Origin of the sequence: Vibrio sp. L5-1 (assembly GCF_021728315.1) — a bacterium.
In the GTDB taxonomy this organism is placed as follows: Bacteria; Pseudomonadota; Gammaproteobacteria; order Enterobacterales; family Vibrionaceae; genus Vibrio; species Vibrio splendidus_K.
In genome coordinates this window covers 191,206-210,176 of record NZ_JAKKCQ010000002.1, presented here as the reverse complement: position 1 = coordinate 210,176, position 18,971 = coordinate 191,206, and the positions used below count along the sequence as shown (strand labels likewise).

General features: G+C 43.0%; 21 protein-coding genes and 1 tRNA gene. 19 read left to right on the top strand and 3 right to left on the bottom strand.

Going from position 1 to position 18,971, the window contains the following annotated elements; all coding sequences use genetic code 11:
• Positions 1–2: 2 nt before the first annotated feature.
• Positions 3–188, bottom strand: a complete 186-nt coding sequence (locus L3V35_RS07655; RefSeq protein WP_017089278.1) for a hypothetical protein — start codon at positions 186–188, stop codon at positions 3–5.
• A gap of 272 nt (positions 189–460) precedes the next feature.
• Between L3V35_RS07655 and L3V35_RS07650 the strand changes: the two genes are divergently transcribed.
• A complete protein-coding gene (locus L3V35_RS07650) occupies positions 461–1,129 on the top strand; it encodes a DUF2726 domain-containing protein (RefSeq protein WP_237299159.1) in 669 nt (222 codons plus the stop codon).
• Positions 1,130–1,393: 264 nt separating this feature from the next.
• Positions 1,394–1,470: transfer RNA gene (locus L3V35_RS07645), tRNA-Val, on the top strand.
• Positions 1,471–1,709: 239 nt separating this feature from the next.
• Here the strand turns inward: L3V35_RS07645 and L3V35_RS07640 are convergent.
• Positions 1,710–2,123, bottom strand: coding sequence for a nuclear transport factor 2 family protein (locus tag L3V35_RS07640; protein ID WP_102442757.1), 414 nt, complete (start codon positions 2,121–2,123; stop codon positions 1,710–1,712).
• 139 nt (positions 2,124–2,262) lie between these two features.
• Between L3V35_RS07640 and L3V35_RS07635 the strand changes: the two genes are divergently transcribed.
• Positions 2,263–2,586, top strand: a complete 324-nt coding sequence (locus L3V35_RS07635; RefSeq protein ID WP_054546414.1) for a helix-turn-helix domain-containing protein — start codon at positions 2,263–2,265, stop codon at positions 2,584–2,586.
• A gap of 352 nt (positions 2,587–2,938) precedes the next feature.
• On the opposite strand, the gene L3V35_RS07630 is transcribed toward L3V35_RS07635, so the two are convergent.
• The gene (locus tag L3V35_RS07630) at positions 2,939–3,832 is read right to left on the bottom strand and encodes a LysR family transcriptional regulator (RefSeq protein ID WP_237299157.1); all 894 of its coding nucleotides are present in this window, start codon (positions 3,830–3,832) and stop codon (positions 2,939–2,941) included.
• 416 nt (positions 3,833–4,248) lie between these two features.
• Here L3V35_RS07630 and L3V35_RS07625 point away from each other — a divergent pair, with 416 nt between their 5' ends.
• From L3V35_RS07625 to L3V35_RS07550, 16 genes are all read left to right on the top strand, one after another.
• Positions 4,249–4,455 carry a Flp family type IVb pilin gene (locus L3V35_RS07625; RefSeq protein WP_237299155.1) on the top strand — a complete coding sequence of 69 codons (207 nt, stop codon included), beginning with the start codon at positions 4,249–4,251 and terminating at the stop codon, positions 4,453–4,455.
• A gap of 159 nt (positions 4,456–4,614) precedes the next feature.
• Positions 4,615–5,055: a prepilin peptidase gene (locus L3V35_RS07620; protein WP_004733955.1), complete on the top strand. Its 441-nt coding sequence runs from the start codon at positions 4,615–4,617 to the stop codon at positions 5,053–5,055.
• 21 nt (positions 5,056–5,076) lie between these two features.
• Positions 5,077–5,901: a Flp pilus assembly protein CpaB gene (gene cpaB / locus L3V35_RS07615; protein WP_171317493.1), complete on the top strand. Its 825-nt coding sequence runs from the start codon at positions 5,077–5,079 to the stop codon at positions 5,899–5,901.
• A complete protein-coding gene (locus L3V35_RS07610) occupies positions 5,901–7,271 on the top strand; it encodes a pilus assembly protein N-terminal domain-containing protein (protein WP_065605290.1) in 1,371 nt (456 codons plus the stop codon). The genes cpaB and L3V35_RS07610 overlap by 1 nt, the downstream gene beginning before the upstream one ends.
• Positions 7,268–7,747 (top strand): hypothetical protein, encoded by a 480-nt coding sequence (locus L3V35_RS07605; RefSeq protein WP_171317491.1) that lies wholly within the window; start codon positions 7,268–7,270, stop codon positions 7,745–7,747. Before L3V35_RS07610 ends, L3V35_RS07605 begins: the two co-directional genes overlap by 4 nt.
• Complete coding sequence (locus tag L3V35_RS07600; protein WP_237299154.1) at positions 7,747–8,988, top strand: chromosome partitioning protein ParA; 1,242 nt, start codon at positions 7,747–7,749, stop codon at positions 8,986–8,988. Before L3V35_RS07605 ends, L3V35_RS07600 begins: the two co-directional genes overlap by 1 nt.
• Positions 8,985–10,256 carry a CpaF family protein gene (locus tag L3V35_RS07595; RefSeq protein WP_017075057.1) on the top strand — a complete coding sequence of 424 codons (1,272 nt, stop codon included), beginning with the start codon at positions 8,985–8,987 and terminating at the stop codon, positions 10,254–10,256. The genes L3V35_RS07600 and L3V35_RS07595 overlap by 4 nt, the downstream gene beginning before the upstream one ends.
• A gap of 1 nt (position 10,257) precedes the next feature.
• Positions 10,258–11,160: a type II secretion system F family protein gene (locus L3V35_RS07590; RefSeq protein WP_237299152.1), complete on the top strand. Its 903-nt coding sequence runs from the start codon at positions 10,258–10,260 to the stop codon at positions 11,158–11,160.
• Complete coding sequence (locus L3V35_RS07585) at positions 11,157–11,999, top strand: type II secretion system F family protein (RefSeq protein ID WP_237299150.1); 843 nt, start codon at positions 11,157–11,159, stop codon at positions 11,997–11,999. Before L3V35_RS07590 ends, L3V35_RS07585 begins: the two co-directional genes overlap by 4 nt.
• 47 nt (positions 12,000–12,046) lie before the next feature.
• Positions 12,047–12,748: a tetratricopeptide repeat protein gene (locus L3V35_RS07580; protein WP_237299907.1), complete on the top strand. Its 702-nt coding sequence runs from the start codon at positions 12,047–12,049 to the stop codon at positions 12,746–12,748.
• Positions 12,735–13,217 (top strand): TadE family protein, encoded by a 483-nt coding sequence (locus L3V35_RS07575; protein ID WP_237299905.1) that lies wholly within the window; start codon positions 12,735–12,737, stop codon positions 13,215–13,217. The genes L3V35_RS07580 and L3V35_RS07575 overlap by 14 nt, the downstream gene beginning before the upstream one ends.
• Complete coding sequence (tadF, locus tag L3V35_RS07570; protein WP_237299903.1) at positions 13,207–13,764, top strand: tight adherence pilus pseudopilin TadF; 558 nt, start codon at positions 13,207–13,209, stop codon at positions 13,762–13,764. The genes L3V35_RS07575 and tadF overlap by 11 nt, the downstream gene beginning before the upstream one ends.
• Before the next feature lie 10 nt (positions 13,765–13,774).
• Positions 13,775–15,331 carry a TadE/TadG family type IV pilus assembly protein gene (locus L3V35_RS07565; protein ID WP_237299902.1) on the top strand — a complete coding sequence of 519 codons (1,557 nt, stop codon included), beginning with the start codon at positions 13,775–13,777 and terminating at the stop codon, positions 15,329–15,331.
• Between the two features lie 8 nt (positions 15,332–15,339).
• Positions 15,340–15,978 (top strand): OmpA family protein, encoded by a 639-nt coding sequence (locus L3V35_RS07560; protein ID WP_237299148.1) that lies wholly within the window; start codon positions 15,340–15,342, stop codon positions 15,976–15,978.
• 126 nt (positions 15,979–16,104) lie between these two features.
• Positions 16,105–17,046 carry a sensor domain-containing diguanylate cyclase gene (locus L3V35_RS07555; RefSeq protein WP_237299146.1) on the top strand — a complete coding sequence of 314 codons (942 nt, stop codon included), beginning with the start codon at positions 16,105–16,107 and terminating at the stop codon, positions 17,044–17,046.
• Between the two features lie 250 nt (positions 17,047–17,296).
• Entirely contained in the window at positions 17,297–18,964 is a 1,668-nt protein-coding gene (locus tag L3V35_RS07550) for an amidohydrolase family protein (RefSeq protein WP_237299144.1), read from the top strand.
• The last annotated feature ends 7 nt before the right edge of the window (positions 18,965–18,971 follow it).

Genomic DNA, 18,971 nt, shown 5'->3' with positions numbered 1-18,971 from the left:
AGTTATTTAGCGGCACCTTGCAGCATTTCAACCAGTTCGCCCTCTGTAGCCGGTTCTTTTGCCAGTTCAATCACCGCGGAAGCACCGCCTTTTAACATATAAGCTCGAGTTCCGCAGTGGTCATAGTGGAACCATTTACCGTCTACACATACGTCCGTATAACATCTTGGGTCTTGTTTGAGTTCCATATCAATTTCCTTATTAACATTTGCCTAACGTTTTTCAGACTAGTTGATCACAAATTTAGGTAAATTGATCTAAATCAATCTAGAGTGTAATTGATGATTTGATTATCAAATAGGAGAGGTGTGTCTAGCGTATGAGCGACCTCTTGTTGATTACAGCATTCAAAGGTCGTGATTCTGGTTGGCAACTCTCGCTCTTTTGCTTGCCACGTGAGGCTTTTCTACATACGCTAGCCACTCTCTTAATCCCTATACAGACGTGATTGTGTTGGAAAATGACTAATATCTTTATCGTTGTAATTGTTCTGGTTGTGTTCTTTTACTTTATCCAAAAGTATCTAGTGAAGCATGACGACACCAAAGATCATGCCTATCAGAAAAAAGGGTCGTTGATGTCGACGCAACAGGCGACATTTTATAACGCACTTAAATCTGCAGTGGGTAACCATGGCGAAGTGTTTGCCAAGGTCAGCATGTCGAACGTTCTTGTTCCTGCTAAGGCGAACAACAAGAAGAATTGGTTTATCGCTAACAACAAAATCTCACGTAGCTATTTTGATTTTGTCGTGTGCGACCCGCGAACGTTAGAGCCCCGCGTGATCATCGAACTTGATAACGGCAAAGAGCTCAACAAGGGAAAGGCCGATCGAGAAAAGCTACTGATCCACGTGTGTAAATCGGCAGGATTGCCACTGATTGGTGCATCTATTAAACACAGCTACCAAGTGAGCCGTTTGAAGAGGTTACTGGCAGCACACATCGATTTAATCGAGCCATCAAAAGAAGTTCGATTCTGTAAGAAGTGCGGCAGCCCGATGATCATCAAACTGGCCAGCCAAGGCGATTACAAAGGCCGACGATTCTTCACTTGTAGCCGTCAACCAAACTGTACGTATACAGAGAACTACAACGTTGTATTCGATGTGGATGAAGATTCTAACTAATATCTTGAGTTAAAATGCTTTATTAGAGGAGTAAGACACGAAACAGGCAGATGTATATAGCTATTGAACTATAGGCGAAATGTGATCTACTTCAAGCCATTGATCTGCTTTGTGTTTAAAATTCATTCTGATTGTTGTTTTTAAAAGCAAACGAACCGTTTTGTGCAAATTTATCCTTGCACGCTACCCATTCACTCGTTATTATCCATCTCGTTCTGAAGCGTTAGCCACTTAGAAAAGCGGTTAGTTAAGTTTCAAAGCATTGCCCGCTTAGCTCAGTTGGTTAGAGTACTTGCATGACATGCAAGGTGTCACTGGTTCGAGTCCAGTAGCGGGCACCAAATTCGTTCTTTATGAACAAGCAAAAAAGCCCACCTAGCGTGGGCTTTTTTGTGTCTGTAATTCCTTTTTTATCAGACTCTTAACCATTTCTTGGTCCCAACAGATCCCATAATATGTTGTAAACCCCAAGGTTTGTGATTTGCATATCTATCCTATAATTAGAATTTTGGGCTTCTTAATTTCTTGCTTGCTAAGCTTTTGGACTGTGCCCTTCAATGCTCCAAAGTGCAATAACCACTTAAAATCCATTCGGGTTGTCAATAACGTATAGCCAACCTCCATCTATATACTTCATCACTTCGAGAGCGGTGCCTTTGGGGCCTCCAACTATCTCCCAATCAGACCTTATGAGAGCCGTGTCGCCGTTAATATGGATAGACACATCATGGGTGAGCATTTCAACGTCACCTTGAAGGTAACTTTTCAATATAGGCTTAATAGCCTTTGGCCCTCTAGCAAGGTTACCCTGATTATCTAGGACGAATATGGCGTCTTGATGGAACAGAGTGCCTAGTCCGTCTATGTCTTGTTTTGAAAAGTATTCAGCGAAAAGTTGATGTAGTTCTGTTGGCGACTGCGGTTTTTTGTAATCTGTTGATGCGTAAGAATAGAAAGTTATTAAGTTTAAAACTACGAATAGAAGTATCTTCATGGAACCACCTGCTTGTTTGTGTTTTGGGTTGAAGCCATAATAGATAGGCTGATTACTAAAAGAAATTAGCTACCTAAAAGTAACTAATTACCTATAGGTAACTATGCAATTGTTACTATGGATAATCTAAGAGGTGGATATGAGTGAACAGGGTAAGCAACCTGAAGGTTATTGCAGCGCTGATAAATATTTGGCATTGATCTCTACTAAATGGACTGCTCACATAGTTTGGATCTTAGGTCAGAGTAGCGAAATACGTTTTGGACAAATTCAAAAGCAGTTGGCTCTAGTGTCCAGTAAAGTACTTAGTGAGCGGCTGAAGTTACTCAGCAAAGAAGGTTTCATTTGGCGCAGGCAAGAAGAAACCGTTCCAGTGACGGTATATTACGGTCTGACCAAAAAAGGAAAAGAGCTGGCGGATATTGTTGATATTATCGTGAAAAAATCGGATAGCTGGAATTAGCCTAACGTAATGGTTGTAAAGCTATTCTGATATCCAACGTCATTACTATGGTGGATTTTTCTGTGTGTATGGTTTAGGCGGTTATTTTCGATATTTAGTGACAGACGAGGTCATAGGTTAAATATCGAATACGTTTAATAGGTTAGTTTTTAATTAGATTTAATCACAAAAACATGTGAGGCTAAATAATGGAAAAATACCAGTGCATATGTTGGTTATTACATGTCGGTCTTGGTATTAGTATTTCGTATGTTTTATTTTAGATATATATTAGGATGAGTCATCGTATTGAAATATCACACTCGAAGCTGAAGCGTGCAATAGAGTGTGATTGTTAGATTTCAACAGAGTATCATTGAGTCAAATCAGCAACAAATGTTTGCTTGTAACTGGCAGTAGTTTGCAACTCTTTTTTGATCCATTGGTTGAACAAGCTAAAGTCAGAGTGTAATTGCCAGAAAAGGGACGCAATAACTCGCTTACCAAAAAAATCAGGGTGGTCTGTAACTACTTTAAGTTTACTATTTTCTACACTTCCCTCTATGAGAAATCCCGGTAAAAAAGCGATGCCTTTTTGAGCCTTACATAGATCGATGATGGTTGCTAAGTCATCCAGTCGCCATAAGTTGTACGATGCTATGTTTGACAAGTTAAGCAGCTCTTCACAACCATCCATTAATAGAACTCGTTGTGATGGTGCTTGAGACTTAAAGGTTATCAGGTCTTCATGAGCCACCCACCAACAGTTGACGTGAAATAACTCCTCTATATTGAAGTCGTAATTTGTCTTGTGATAGGGGTTACCTAGGGCTAAATCTATCTTCCCTTCATTTATATAGTTACCTAACACGAAACTGGGTTTAGTTACGACAAGTAAATCAACGTTAGGGAATGCTTCTGAAAATGCTAACAGTGTTTTCTTTACATTATTATTAAACACTAATGGGTCTATGCCTACCCGATAGACTATCTGGTCAGATATATTCATTTGCTGTGCGATCGTGACTAGATTACGATATTTCGATACCACAGGTAAAGATAACTGGAATAGTCGTTTTCCTTTCTCTGTTAGCCAAACTTTAGAGTGTTCTCTATTAAATACATTGAAACCTAAATCGGACTCAAGATTTTGAACAGCCGTGCTAACGGTTGATTGTGACTTGCCAAGCTTGCGAGCAGCAGAGCTAAATGAACCTTCCTCAACTACCGCTATGAACGAAATGATATTTTCGAAATGTAGTTTCATGATTCGACTAACCTTTTGACACAAATAAATTATATTTTTTATGGTTTGTTGATTTGAAGAACAATAGCGTGATGATAATTGTATTTCAACAAGTTTTATAAGGAGTAATAAAATTGGGTAAATTAATTCTTAGATTGGTTCCAAAGCTTATATAAAGTTTAGATAAGTTAAAATATTGACCAATGTCTTACTTTTTCAAGTTTATAAATTTTATTTAATATTGTCTTTTGAAGTTGATCTTATATGTAACTCATTGTTAATTATAGTTTTGTTTTTAATTCCTTTGTTTTTATTGTGTTTATTTTGATCATTTTTCGTCCTGCCTATTGATTAAGTCGATAGGGGTTATTTTCCATAGATTGGTAGCGCTAATTATAATGGCGACGAATTTTCAACAGCCCTTATAGGAACAAATAATGATTACTAAGCTATACGTCAAAACAAGCATGTCTTTATCACAATTCAAGAACGATGAGCGCGGTGTAACTGCGATTGAATATGGTCTTATTGCAGTAGCAATGGCTGTATTAGTAACTACTGCAGTAGGCGCTGATGGTTTCATTGGTAAGTTAGAAGGTGCTTTTGAAGATGTAGCTACCGCTATTGACACTGCAAGCAGCTAACATCAAGCCTTATTGGCTAATGTAGATCATATCGAAAGATATTTGTGCCAGACCTATGTTTTCCATTGGTCTGGCTCAGTTAATTAGGAACATCAATTAAGACATACTTTACGCTAATCCATATAAATCTAGGTGATATTTCTAATTTTGAGTTTTGACGTGTATTTACTGATTTTGGTAATCGTGTGTGTCTATGTATCGGCTACCGATTTTCTCTATCGAAAGATACAAAATCACACCTTGTTGATATTGCTCTTTTTACAATGTTTTTTGTCACCGTTAGACATTCAAATTATGAGCTTTCTGCTGGTGTTAGGGGGAGGGTTGATTGTTTACGCCCTGATTTGGATTGGAGCTGGCGATATTAAATATGCCGCGGTTCTATCACTTACTATACCTCTCAATGATTTACTTTGGGCGTTTGTTATGACGGCTTTTGCCGGTGGATTTCTAGCCGTTATTTATCTCGTATACAACAAGCTGATAAGTAAAAGGCTAGTAAGAAAAACGTCGAACGGCCAGCAAGGTATTCCATATGGGATAGCGATTAGCGTTGGATTCTACTTGGTAATTTTAACTCAAAACACGCCACATATATAAACCTCCAAGAATGAGAACATTATGAGATCTCGACTGGTATTACTTGTTGCCATTGCTGCCCTGATAGTTGGCGCGCTAGGCGTTGTCGATTTGTTCAAGAGTGAACCTCAATCGACAACGACCGCTGAAGTGGTGGAAGAAAAAAACGAAGAACATGTTGCCGTTTGGATGACCACGGAACCTTATGAAAAAGGAAGTGCGATCGATGCGCAAGGTGTCGTTAAACAACAACTCCCTCTTAGCCAAGCATTGAAGCTTGGCGTTAGAGAAGACGCTCAAATCAGCTTTGCACCCTCCACTTTACTCAATCGAAGCCTCAACGCTGGCGAGGTTGTACTGCCTGAATATCAAGTGACGCCCGGCCAGCCTGGATACATAGATCTTTTGGTCACGGAAGGCATGACGTTGTACCCACTTAAAGTCAGTGACAAAAACCTAATCAACGATTACATCCGTCCTGGAACGTCCATCGATATCTTAACTGTAAGTTCTCCGAACGATAACTTAGCTGGAAATATCGATAAGCCGAAGCGCTTTAGAGGGGTGAAGGCGTCGATGTTTCTTAAAAACGTCAAAGTACTCAACATTGGAACTGATGCAACTGGCGATAGCTCAATTACCGCTCGCGCTCCGAGTAAAGAGGATGGGCTGACTACGGTGGTCATCGAAGTCAGCCCCGACGAGTTACCAAAACTTGCGCTAGCACAACGAACAATGCACATCGAGATTTACCGAAGCCAAACCTACACGCAACCTGAGTATGCAGAGGTGCGCAATATTATCGATAACTATACGGGGATTGCTGAGTTACGTGGTAACGAGAACAACCCGAGAGAGGCTTTGTGATGATGATTCACCATCGAATCAAGCAAGTACTGTTTGCTTCCATTCTAGTGCCGCTGATTGGCTTACTTTCTATAACAAACGCTTTTGCCGCCGATCGCTCCATCACGCTCAACGATGGTCAGCACATCCAGCTAAAAAGTCCGATTGGCCAAGTGTTTATTAATAACCCTGACATCGTCGACTACAAAATAATCAACGACAACACGATAGTTGTGTTCGCCAATGCTATTGGGCAATCACGACTGATCGTCTACGGCATTGATGGTGATGTTCTGCTTTCCGATCGCATTATTGTTGATTTGGATTTAACGGATATTAGACGACAACTAAAATTTCATTTCCCTGATGCCAAAGTCAAGATTCAGTCTGTGGGAGAGCAAGTCGCCGTGAGTGGTCTTGTTGATTCCGAAGCGACTCGTGACGATATCTATCGTTTGGTTGCCACTCTGCTTGGACGAGAAAAAACAGAGAAATGGGACAAAACGGTGAAACTGGAGTTTAAGTCCGACAACTCAAATTATGAAGAGCCCGAAAGTATGGTGTTTGCCCGCAATATGACGTGGGAAGGGATCATCGAACGCATTGAAGTAGCAACGACCCAGCAAGTGAACGTCAAAATATCAGTGGCTCAAGTCACCGAGTCATTTGGACAAACCGTTGGTGTTGATTGGAGTTCAGTCGGTTCAAGTGTTGGCGAGTTTGTGTTCGACCAGTTCGATGCAGCAAACCTGAGTACGTTAATCACGGCATTAGGTAACGACCAGATTGCTGAAGTTCTGGCTGAACCTAACTTAACCGTGTTATCCGGTGAATCTGCAAGTTTCCTTGTGGGCGGCGAAGTGCCCGTTATCGTTACTACCAGTAACAATGTAAACATTTCCTTCAAAGAGTTCGGCATCAAACTCGATCTCACCGCGAAAGTGCTTAGCCAAGACAGAATCCGCATGCAATTAGCGCCAGAAGTAAGCGAAGTTGAAGGTTATATAGAAACGGCAGGTATCAAAGTTCCGCAACTGGCTTCACGACGTGCGATGACAACCGTAGAGTTAGCTGATGGTGATAGCTTCGTGCTAGGTGGCTTGATGAGCAGTGCCGATTTGGAAAAAATGCAAAAAATCCCTTTTGTTGGTGATATTCCAGTACTCGGTGCCGCCTTCCGCAAAGCAACCACAGAAAGAAAACGAACTGAATTGATCATCGTTGCCACGGTGAATCTTGTAGAGCCAATGAAGCCGAAAGACATTCAACTGCCTTACATCAAGAAGACGTCTACTTTGGCGCGTTGGCTAAACATTAAGTGGGATGGCAAGTCGGTGACATCTTCCGATGCAACGATTCGTCTGTTGTCGCAAGGAGGGTTTATTCAATGAAGAAATTACTATTAATGGCGTTATTTACCACGTCACTTTTAGGCTGCGCCTCTGAGCAATATTTTGTTGGTCATGGTGCTGAAGCCTTGGTGTACAAAGAGCACCACAGTTTTGAGTTTGCGATGAAAAACCGCGCTGAAACGACGAAGCAGATCAACGCTTTGATTCAAGATATTGAGTCAATGGATAAAGAAGCCACCTATGTCGTGGATTACAAATCAACCCGTAGCAAGCAGATGTTGCAAGAGATCTTCGATCACTATCCGTCGCATGTCATCGCACCACAAAGAGTCTTGTATCGAAACGCTCAGTTGTTGCCGAGCGACTTAAAGGTTCAGGTGACCTTAGCGCGTTTGAAGACTCAGGAATGCGCACCAGCACAGATTCACGTTCGATTGAGGCAGTCAGATTGCTTTGCTGAATCGATGCGTTTGAAGCAAGTGGCTTACAAGTCTCGATTGGTAGGAGAGCAATAATGTTTGACCTGACCAAAGCATTAACAACAAAGGCTAAGCCAGTGCAAACCGGAACGACAGGTGTTGCCGGATGTACTTTGTTCTATCAATCTCAAGAGTGTTTAGATCTTGTTCAAGAAGTCTTTCGATTTGAAGGGTGGAATGATCCTGCATGCGTTAAAGCCAAAGCTGGATTGACCAAGCTGACAGAACAACAAAGTAGCCACATTGTGATTCTAGAGCTTAATGAATCGACCAATGTGGTTGAAGACGCTAAAGCCTTTGCCAGCAAACTACCCACACACAAAGGGGTGGTCGTGATTGGTAAAGAGGATGCCATTTCTACGCTTCGTTCTCTTAAAGACATGGGGTTTTACTACGTGTTCTGGCCGGTGAATAAGCAAGAATTTGCTGACTTCTTAAATCACGTTAGCAAGAACCTGAAGACGTTTTCTGGTGTGAGTCAAAAACGTAAAGCGAAGCGCGTGGCGATTGTCGGTTCAAAAGGTGGCGTTGGCGCATCGTTTATCACAACTGAGTTGAGCTCACTGTTATCGACGCAAGGCTCGGACACGATTCTCGTCGATCATCAATATGCCGATACCAACATTGATGTTTTGCTCGGCCTAAAAGACTTTAAGCCGCGAACCATTGACGAGTTCACTGCGCCATTACATGAAATGGATGAAGAAGGGGCGTTGAGTTATCTAATCAACGCTCGCAAGAATCTACGTCTGTTGGCGATTGATGGAGACATGAGCCAAACCGATGTTCTTAATTACAACCAAACCTTGTGTGACCTGTTAGCACGCAACACCAATTTCATTATCGAAGACTTTTCTGGTGGTGTGGATTTCAAAGTTGAACCTCAACTCTTGGTAGAAAACTTTGATGTGGTTGTGTTGGTTTTAGACGCATCAGTGTCTTCAGTAAGAAGTGCAAAGCGACTGTTTGAAAAAGTCTCCAACTTACAGCTTTCGTTATCGTCGCGCACTCGTGTTATTACGGTGGTGAACTACCATCGCCCGGAAAATGCCTACGTTTTACAAAAGCCTGATCTTATTAAGTATCTAGGCGCAGAAGTTGATCTAGAAGTCGACTACTGCAAAGCGCTGGCGCACATCATTATCGATGGAAAACGCGGGCATAAGCATGATCGTCATATTAGTCGTTCTATGGACCAGTTGGTGAAGCTGATTAATGGTCAACCTATGGACCAGAAGGGCATGAACTCTTGGTTGAAAAAGGTGCGTGCTAAATGAGTTCTAACAAAGACTTATACCTCGCGTTTCGTGGCCAGATATTTGAAGCCCTAGATGCAGAAGCGGTTCAGAAAATGAGCCGTCGAGACCTTGAATCGCAGATACAAGCGGCGGTTGATTTGTTGGCGAATAGCTACCAAAGACCGATTACTTCGATGATGAAGTCAGGCTTGGTGAAAAGCCTGATTGATGAACTGTTTGGCTTGGGGCCTTTACAGCCCTTAGTCGAAGATCAGTCCATTTCCGACATCATGGTGAACGGGCCCAACAACATCTTTTTCGAACGACACGGTAAGGTGAAAAAGTCCGAAGTCTCGTTTGTGAATGAGGAGCAGTTATTAGCCATTGCTAAGCGTATTGCCTCACGTGTCGGAAGACGTGTCGATGAACTTTCGCCGACAGTCGACGCTAGATTGGAAGACGGCAGCCGTGTGAACATCGTAATTCCTCCCATTTCGTTGGATGGTACTTCGATCTCCATTCGTAAGTTCAGAGAGCAGAACATCGGTTTCGAAGATTTAATTGGCTTTGGGTCGATGTCTCCAGATATGGCGAGAGTGTTGATGATTGCTTCGCGTTGTCGCATCAATGTACTGATCTCTGGTGGTACAGGCTCAGGTAAAACCACGCTGCTCAATGCGCTATCTCAATACATTGCCGAGGATGAACGTATCGTCACCATTGAAGATGCGGCCGAACTGCGTCTGCAACAACCCAATCTAGTTCGACTCGAAACGCGCACCTCGAGTATTGAGCAAACTGGCGCTGTGACTCAGCGTGAGTTAGTAATCAATGCACTTCGTATGCGTCCAGATCGCATCATTCTTGGTGAGTGTCGAGGATCTGAAGCGTTCGAAATGCTGCAAGCTATGAACACCGGACACGATGGGTCGATGTCTACGTTGCACGCCAACACGCCGCGCGACGCAATTGCTCGTGTTGAATCGATGGTCATGATGGCGAACCTGAATCAGCCTCTTGATGCGATTAGAAGAACGATCGTGAGTGCCGTTCAAATGATTGTTCAGGTTAACAGGCTGCGTGATGGGTCTCGTAAGATCACAAGCATCTCGGAAATCGTTGGCCTAGAAGGCGACAGTGTGGTGATGGAAGAAATTTATCGTTTTCGTTATGACGACGCGCATTACGGAGAAACCGTTAAAGGCGAATTTGTCACCGACGGCATTATGCAGCGATCTGAGCTTGTGAAAAAAGCGCAATTCTTCGGGCTCTACGAAGAGCTGAAAGCATCGTTTAAGGGGGCCTAGCATGCTTTGGCTTTCGTTAATCCTCTTTGCGTTTGTGCTGCTTTTGATCCGAGATTCAAAGGTAAAAAAGGTCAATCAGTTTTTCAATATTGAAGAAGTTGAAGCTGAAAACTTCAATGCCATTAACGTCAAGTCTTTGGTACGTAAACAAAACTGGCAAAAGTTCAAAGAGTCCATTTCACCCACGTTAATGGTGTTAGGCCCACGCTCTTCTCTTTACATCGCGCTCTATATTACGGGCAGCATCATCGCATCTTGGTACATCGTTGTTGAGTTGTTATCAATCACCAATACGTGGTTTGTACTGGGTTCATCTATGGTGTTTACCCTTTGCGGTTATCGATTCCTGGTCACAAGAAGACGTACAGAATTTGAGAATACATTTCCTGATGCGCTGAACATTCTAATGAGTGCGGTAACTGCAGGTGACAGCTTAATGCAAGCTATTGGTTATGTAGGCGATGTGATGCACAACCCGATTGGTCGCGAATTTAAGTTAATGGGTGACCGACTGAAGTTGGGTGAGTCGCCAGAAGTGGTGCTTAAACGATCGTGCAAAAACTACCCCTACCCAGAGTTTCTATTTTTTACCGTGACGATCAGGGCGAATATTGCGCGAGGCGGTCAACTCAAGGGTGTGTTAGCGCGGTTGATTAGGGTTTTGGTTGACTCTCGAACATTAGAGAAAAAGAAAATGGCGATGACTTCAGAAGCTCGAATCTCTGCCAAAATTGTTGCCGCAATCCCTTTGATTTTTATGCTTATTCTTAACTACGTTAATCCAGATAATGTGGAGTTTGTTCTCTACGATCCAGAAGGAAGGCTTGTATTGTTTTACGTATTGGGTAGTGAACTGTTCGGTCTATTTCTTGTTTGGTTGTTAGTGAGAGGAGTTCGCGCATGATGTTATTGGCTTCCCTTATTGTGTTGTTTTTTTCGCTACTCTTTTTGATTATCGACTCTATTCGTAAAGAGCAACGACATAAGAAGGTTGCGCTCTATATCGGGGATAATTCGACTCGTGCGCCTTCGCGCGTAAATCGCTTTTTTGTTCGTTTTGGTAAAGAACATCGACAAGAACTCGAGCAAAAAATGATTGAGGCGGGTTATTACAACACGGATTGGGCAAAATTTTATTTTCCTGCCAAGTTGTTGGTATTAGCGTTGGTATCAGGCTTGGTGCTGTTAGGGGATATGACCTCAACCAATAAACTGATCGCGGTTATTTTTTCGTTGATTGGCGTCATTGTTGTCCCAGATACAATGCTTCAAATGCGCCGCAAGATGTTGATCAGTAGAACCTCAGCTCAACTGCCGTATTTGCTCGATATGATGTCGGTATGTGTTCAAACCGGTATGACGATTGAAGCGGCGCTGGTTTATTTAGGGAAAGAACTGGCTGAATTTGACTCAGATCTTTGCTACCAGATTAAGCGCACATCCGATTCTGCAAAAATACACGGTTTAGAAAAGGCGCTCAATGATCTGAGTGAGCGTATTCCAACGCCTCCAGTACGAAGCTTTGTATTGACCATCATTCAAAACCTGCAATACGGCACATCCGTGGCTCAGGTGCTAAGTGACCTCGCGGAAGACATGCGAAAAGTCCAAATTCTTACGGTCGAGGAGAAGGTAGGTAAGCTTTCAGCGAAGATGAGCGTTCCTTTGATCCTTTTCATCATGTTTCCGATCGTTATCTTGATTCTCGCACCGAGCATCATGCAAATGACATTGAATATATAGGGAGACGGCGAGTGATTGGAAAACGTTTTTGTCTCATTTTGTTGTCGATGAGTGTGTTGGCGGGCTGTCAATCGGCCCCTTCACCACAAGACCTGCAGCTTGGCAACGTGACTAGCATGGAAAAAGTGAAGAACTATGACGGCTTGATTAGTTATTACAAATCCGAGCTAGAGCAGGGCTCCGAAGATCCAGAGGTGAAAGAAAAGCTGGCATGGGCATATTTCCATAAAGGGGATATCGAGTCGGCAGACTTCTATGTTCAACATTTGCAAAAAGAGGGGTTTGAAAATCCCAATTTGTACCAGTTAGAAGGGCAAGTGTTTGATGCAAGAAATGACGTTGAAAGTGCCATTGCTGCTTATATGGCGTCAGTAGATGCGGGGAACACCACCGGTCAAATTCACGTCTTACTCGGCGTGTCATACACCAAAGTTGGAAGATTCAACGAAGCGTATCAAGAGCTCAATCGAGCACGTTTACGCGGTTATGACGATGTCGTTGTTAAGAACAACATTGCGATGATTCAAATGGCCAATGGCGAGTACCAACAGGCGATCGAAACGTTAGCTCCGGTTTTAAAAGAAGACCCAGCGAATAAGATCGTTAAAGCGAACCTAGCTATCGCACTAATGAAAACTCAGCAAATCGACTCAGCCAAAAAGTTACTTAAAGGCGATTTCTCAGCGGAAGAGATCCAGAGCATCGCCGCTGAATTGACTCAAGTAGGAGTTAATGATGAAGCGTCTTAACAGGCAGAAGGGCGTGACGGCGATTGAGTTTGTGTTGGGTGCGCTTGTTCTGTTTTTCGCCACCTTTGCGATCTTCGAATCGAGCTATCAAATCTACGTTGTGAACATGACCGAGTATTCGCTGAGAGAAACCATCAGGAATACCAAAATATATGAAGGTAAAGGGATCAACGAGCAGTACGAAACTAAGTTCAAATCGTTAATCGAAGATGATGACAATCTATGGAGTTTCTTAATTGATAGCTCAAGGTTCTCTATCGCAGGTCAGTATTTCAAAACTTATGACGATTTCATCGCGAACAGGGGACATTCTGATCAAGGCTTGAACTTCAATTATGACTTAGCCGAGATCACGGTGACCTACCGTTATACACCAGTCATTAAACTGGCCGGTGCTGCGGATAGGGATATCTCAAGCACTATGGTTTTGAACTTAGAACACGAGGGGTGGGACAATGATGCGCCGTAAACAACGTGTGTCTTACGCGATTCGCCAGCAAGGTTCATTTACCGTTGAATTGTTGTTCATCCTTGTCGCGTTGTGGGGCGTTTACCTCTTTGGGGCAGACTTGAGCAATCAGCTACTTGTGCTGGCCAAGCTCGATCGATCCAGCTTTGCTTTAGTGAATGTGATCAAAGAGCGTACTCGTTATTTTGATGCCGACGTGCTGGCAGGACAAAACCTACCCGTAACTAATTCAGAGTTAGAAGACATGGCTAAAGTGGCAAGTCGCATGCTCAATACACCAGTCGATAACGTGGCGATCAAGATAGAGTCATTGATCAATAAAGTTAATGTCGCCGAATTCTCAACCAGCAAGTACCGAAGCTTAAATTGCCAAACCGATTCGATTCTCACGCATGCGGATCTAGCTCCAGTAGAAAAGGGCGTTGTGTATCCATTATACCGAATCAGTCTTTGTGAAGAGCAAAGCTCTTGGTTCAAGCCCTTCTTCAACAGTGGTACCAGCACCACGGTTAAGATTGGCTCTTCTTCAATCATGCCTGGGAGATAATGAAATGAAAATGCAGCACGACCGTCATATCAATCGCCAGCATCTCAGTCTCCAAAGACAGCAAGGGGTTGCCGCGGTGTGGATGGGCTTATTGCTTGTTCCAATCATGGGCATGACCTTTTGGGCGGTTGAGGGCACACGTTATGTTCAAGAAACCAGCCGATTACGAGATTCAGCAGAGGCAGCAGCCATAGCGGTGACCATTGAAGATCAACCGGATCAGGCTCGTGGGTTAGCGACCAAGTATGTCGAAAACTACGTGCGAGACATCAAATCAACCAACCTATCAGCAGACCGATTTCACCAAGCGGAAGACGAGGGCACTGGGGTTCTGGAATACATCCAATACACAGTGAATGCCAAGACGACGCACGACTCTTGGTTCGCGAGTAGCTTTATCCCTTCGTTTGATCAGCAGCAAGACTTAGCGGGACGCTCGTTAGCGAGGAAGTACCCTGTTTATCTTGGTGACAACAACATCGATATTGTTTTTGTGTCGGACTTTTCCGGTTCAATGAACGACAGATGGGGCTCAAGTCGACACATAAAAATCGACGATCTGAAGACAGCTATTGATGAAATATCTAGCAAAATTCTTTGCACATCGATTAAGCAGGACTACGTCGATGGAGAGTGGAAATACGTTTGTGATGAGCCCGGAGAAGATACAACCGGAGACAAGCTGCTTAATCGAGTTGGCTTTGTGCCTTTTAACGTTCGAACTAGGGAGATCGTCTCAGGAAATCAAGCTCGGGCGACAAGCCAGTTGAGTTATAAAGATAACTATAAAACGAACGTATCACCTTATTCCTACAACGATGTTAACTGGGATTACTGGCGTACCTATTCGCAAAATGAGGTGATCAACTGTGCGAACTGGCAATCATATTGTCCCAATCCAAAATCAGACAATCGACGGTACGCCAAACGCATTCAGGATGTGATTTATCAAGATAATTACTTGGTTGCCGATGTCTACAACTACGTTGATTTCCCGAGTTCAGTATCGACGATGTTTACTGATAAGTCGGGGTTACAGCCTGATTTTTATAGTGTGAGTGGAACAAGTTTATTTAACGCGCATGGTTCTTCCAATTCATCGCAGTTTTCTAACATTCAACTATCGAACAAGCTTTCAGACTTGAATCCGATTAATTCGATGTGGGCAGACGGTGGCACTGCGGCTTTTCAAGGTATTTTGAGAGGTTCTCAGGTGCTTCATGACGGTGACCCGAACAGTTCCGATCAAGAAGAACAACAAGTCTACAACAAGAAAATCAAGATGCTGCTGATCTTAAGCGATGGGCAGGAGAGTCCGAATAACGGCATCCTCAAAGGGTTAGTCGACAGAGGCATGTGTAACAAAGCAAGAGAGGAAATACCAGGCTTATACATAGGTGTTATTGGTATCGATTTTCGAGCATCTCAACAAAGTGGTTTTCAAGACTGCGTTGTCGACCCAAATGAAGACATCATCGACGTATCTAACTTAGATGAATTGATTGAAAAGATAGAAGAACTCATCCGTAAAGGCTCAAAAACAAGCGGAATCACTAAGTTGTATTAGAGGAAAATATGAAAAAGTTAATGATCAGTTCAATCGTCCTATCGACATTGCAACTTAGTTTTATCGCTCATGCGGAAGAAGGTATCAGTGTTTATTGCGACACCGGATTCAGTGAATATCAACATAGTGTAAGAGTCGATAATGTCGTCGGCATTGCACAACACAGACAGGGCTTTCTACAAATAGAGCAGCCGTCTGACAGCAGTGAGCTAAAACAAGCGTTAGCAGGTCAATCCAATCTCGGTATGAACCAATCAGGTTGTAAGACTTGGATTAGTAACCAAGAGCGTCAAGGGTTGCTCGCTCGCCTTCATTTTGGTTTCGACCAACACAACTTAACACCAATGGGCAGCAAAGCATTGAGCCAACTAGCTGGCGAATTAAAGACTAACGGCAGTGCGATTACAGTGGATGGACACACTGACAGCACTGGCGAAGCAGGTTATAACCAAGCATTGGGGCTCCAAAGAGCGCTGACTACGTCGAATGGTTTAATCGCGGATGGTGTAGAGAAGAATCGCCTTGTTATACGCTCATTTGGTGAAAGTAAACCTATTGCGTCCAACGCAACGTCAGAGGGTAGAGCCAAGAATAGACGTTCAGAAATTTGGGCCTCTGCGAATGATGCTTCCGAACTAGAAAACTAGGATGTAGGGCTTGGTTGTTACTTTGTCGTAATAACCACTCTAAGCTATCGCTCTTGGAATTTTTGTTACAACGTATACTAATGAATATTCAATTAAGTTTAACTGTCTGATACTAAAGAAATATTAATGTTTTTTGATAAGTTCTCTTCTGAAGGGATGCAAAAAAATATCGATGTCGATACTTGGGTATCTATATTGGATAACATACGAGACATCATGGACGCATCGAATGCGGGCATCATCATGATCTCTGATTTGAGTTGCTCTGGTTCTGAGAGCGTGTGGAGCTCCTCAAACATATCGTGTAACCAACATAAGAGCAAAATTAGCCTCTTTTGTGAGTATGTGCATAACGAAAATCGCACGGTTTATTTGAGTGGTCATGCTGGTGGTGATTCCGTTTCTGCGAATGGGGCGGATGCCTATAAGTCGTTTTGCGGCGTCCCGGTAAGAGATATCGATGGCGAAGTGTTTGCGGTGCTCTTGGTTTTTGATTTAAGCCCAACAGCGTATACCGAGAGCCAAGTTAGCTTGATTGAAAACATATCGACTCTATTGCGTTCTGAAATTCTATTAAAAGAAGAGAGCCGGATTTTATACAAAAACAGTCACTTTGATATCATGACAACGCTGCTTAATCGAAGGGGCTTCTTCCATGAATTCAACAAAGCAAACATCAGCGATGGAGAGATCGTTTGTTTGTATTTCGACTTGGATAATTTGAAGTACATCAATGATACTTATGGCCACTTCAAAGGTGATGACTATATCTCTGGCTTTGCGTCATGCATAAAAAACAATGCAAAGTACAACATCATATCGGCTAGGGTCGGTGGTGATGAGTTCATTGTCGTCATACATTCGGAAGAGGCTGGTTATGCTTCTGAGTTGGTCAATAAAGTTCACGCTGAATTTGATGACTTCATTGAAGGTTTTCGTTGCGATGATGAGGTTCCCCTCGGTTTTTCTTATGGTTTTGGTACTGCAGACTCTCGAAGCTTCAACATCATTAATCTAATCAAGTCGTCCGATGAAAACATGTATCTCAATAAGAAGAACAAGATTTAGTTTTATTTTTCAGACCTTGTTGAGAGTAATGATCGTCAGGAACTCATTTCCCCTGTGTAAGAAATCAAAATATTAAACCTTAGATAATTCAGGAAAATTGTAGGACTGGATCGGACAAAACGAAATTTTGTTTATTTTGATTGTGTCTATAATGAATGCACATCGATACACAAAGACGCGATTGATAGCTTACTCATAAAGGTCTTTTGGTATTGAATTGTATTCCTCTAAATGAACTTTGAGACACGTGATGAAACCTATTAAGAAGCGTAATATCAGTACTTTAATTACTTTGGCTCTTAGCCTAGGTAGTGCCGGTGTATTGGCATCAGACTATGACTTAGTGATTGAAAATGGTCGAGTTATGGACCCAGAAACCATGCTTGATGCCGTGCTGAATGTCGGTATTAAAGATGGCCGCATTGCAATTATTACCGCGGACTCTTTAAAGGGTGACCATGTCATTGATGCAAAAAATCACGTCGTTGCACCTGGTTTTATCGATACACACTTTCACTCTCTTGATGGCCTTTCCATTAAGTTAGCTGCACTCGATGGCGTAACAACGGGTATGGATCTTGAGATCGGCGCAACCCGTGTTGCTGAGTGGTATGACGCGAAGAAAGATGCTTGGCCGTTAAATTATGGTACAGGTATTAGCCAGGAAGCGGCACGTCTTGAAGTACTAGACCCTGAAGTGAAAATTGATCGCGCTTATGATGCTCCAGATATTCTAGGTAGGTTGAGAGCAGAAGCAGCAAAAGATGGCGTCAGTGGTTGGTCAGATGTGAAAGCAAATCCTGAACAGATGACTCAGATTTTATCTATTTTAGATCAAGGCTTTAAAGAGGGAGCAATCAATCTTGCTTCAACAACGGCCTATATGAAAAATGGTTTAACATCGTTTGAAATGTACGAATCTCAAAAAGTGGCCGCGAACTGGGGACGCTTTACTGCTTCTCATACCCGATATCATGGCAATCCTGTCGATCCAGAAGGTCAACTAGGCTTTGATGAAGTCTTTGCCAATGCCGTTGCGCTCAAAGCTGGCCTACTGATGCTTCACAACAACGAGTTTGGTTGGTGGGAAGTGGAAGATAAACTGAAGAGAGCACGTGAGCAAGGCATGAACATGTGGTCTGAATATTACCCATATGATGCGGCCTCGACAGCCATTGGTTCATCTTTCTTGATTCCTGAGAGTATAGAAGGGCTGTTTGGGTACAAATATGAAGACATCATGTATGACCCAGAAGGCGATAAGTTCCTAACCAAAGAGGAATATCAAAAACTCTCGGTAGAAAATCCGGGCCACCTTGTCGTGATCTTTAGCCCACCACGTAAGGACTGGCTTAAGTACTTCTTACAGATCCCACATATGACAGTGGCGGCTGATTCGATTTATTCTGGTTTAGGTGTTGATTCTTGGGACGCTGACCCCTCTGAATATAAGGGACACCCACGTACCGCTGGCACACGTGGCAGAGTATTTACGATGGCTCGCGAGGAAGGCGTACCTCTGATGTTCACTCTGGCTCAAATGGCTTACTGGCCAGCGAAGCACTTAGGTGATGCAGGGCTTGAGTCGATGCAAGAACGCGGTCGTATGCAACAAGGAATGGTGGCAGACATTACTGTTTTTGATCCAGAGAACGTGACGGATAATGCAACCTACAAAGCGGGTGAGCAGGGCGCTCCGACGTCTGGTATTACTTACGTTATCGTAAATGGCCAAAAAGTGGTTGATAATGGTGAGTTTAAGAAAGTTTGGGCGGGTCAACCTATTCGTCACACCCCAGAAGACAAAGGTCGTTTTAAAGGACTTGATAAAGCCAGTTACTTAAAAAATATCACGGTACCGACATTTTCTACCACTCAGTCTGGTGCAGATGGAAATCCGACGTACAAACAAAAGTAGCGAGAGA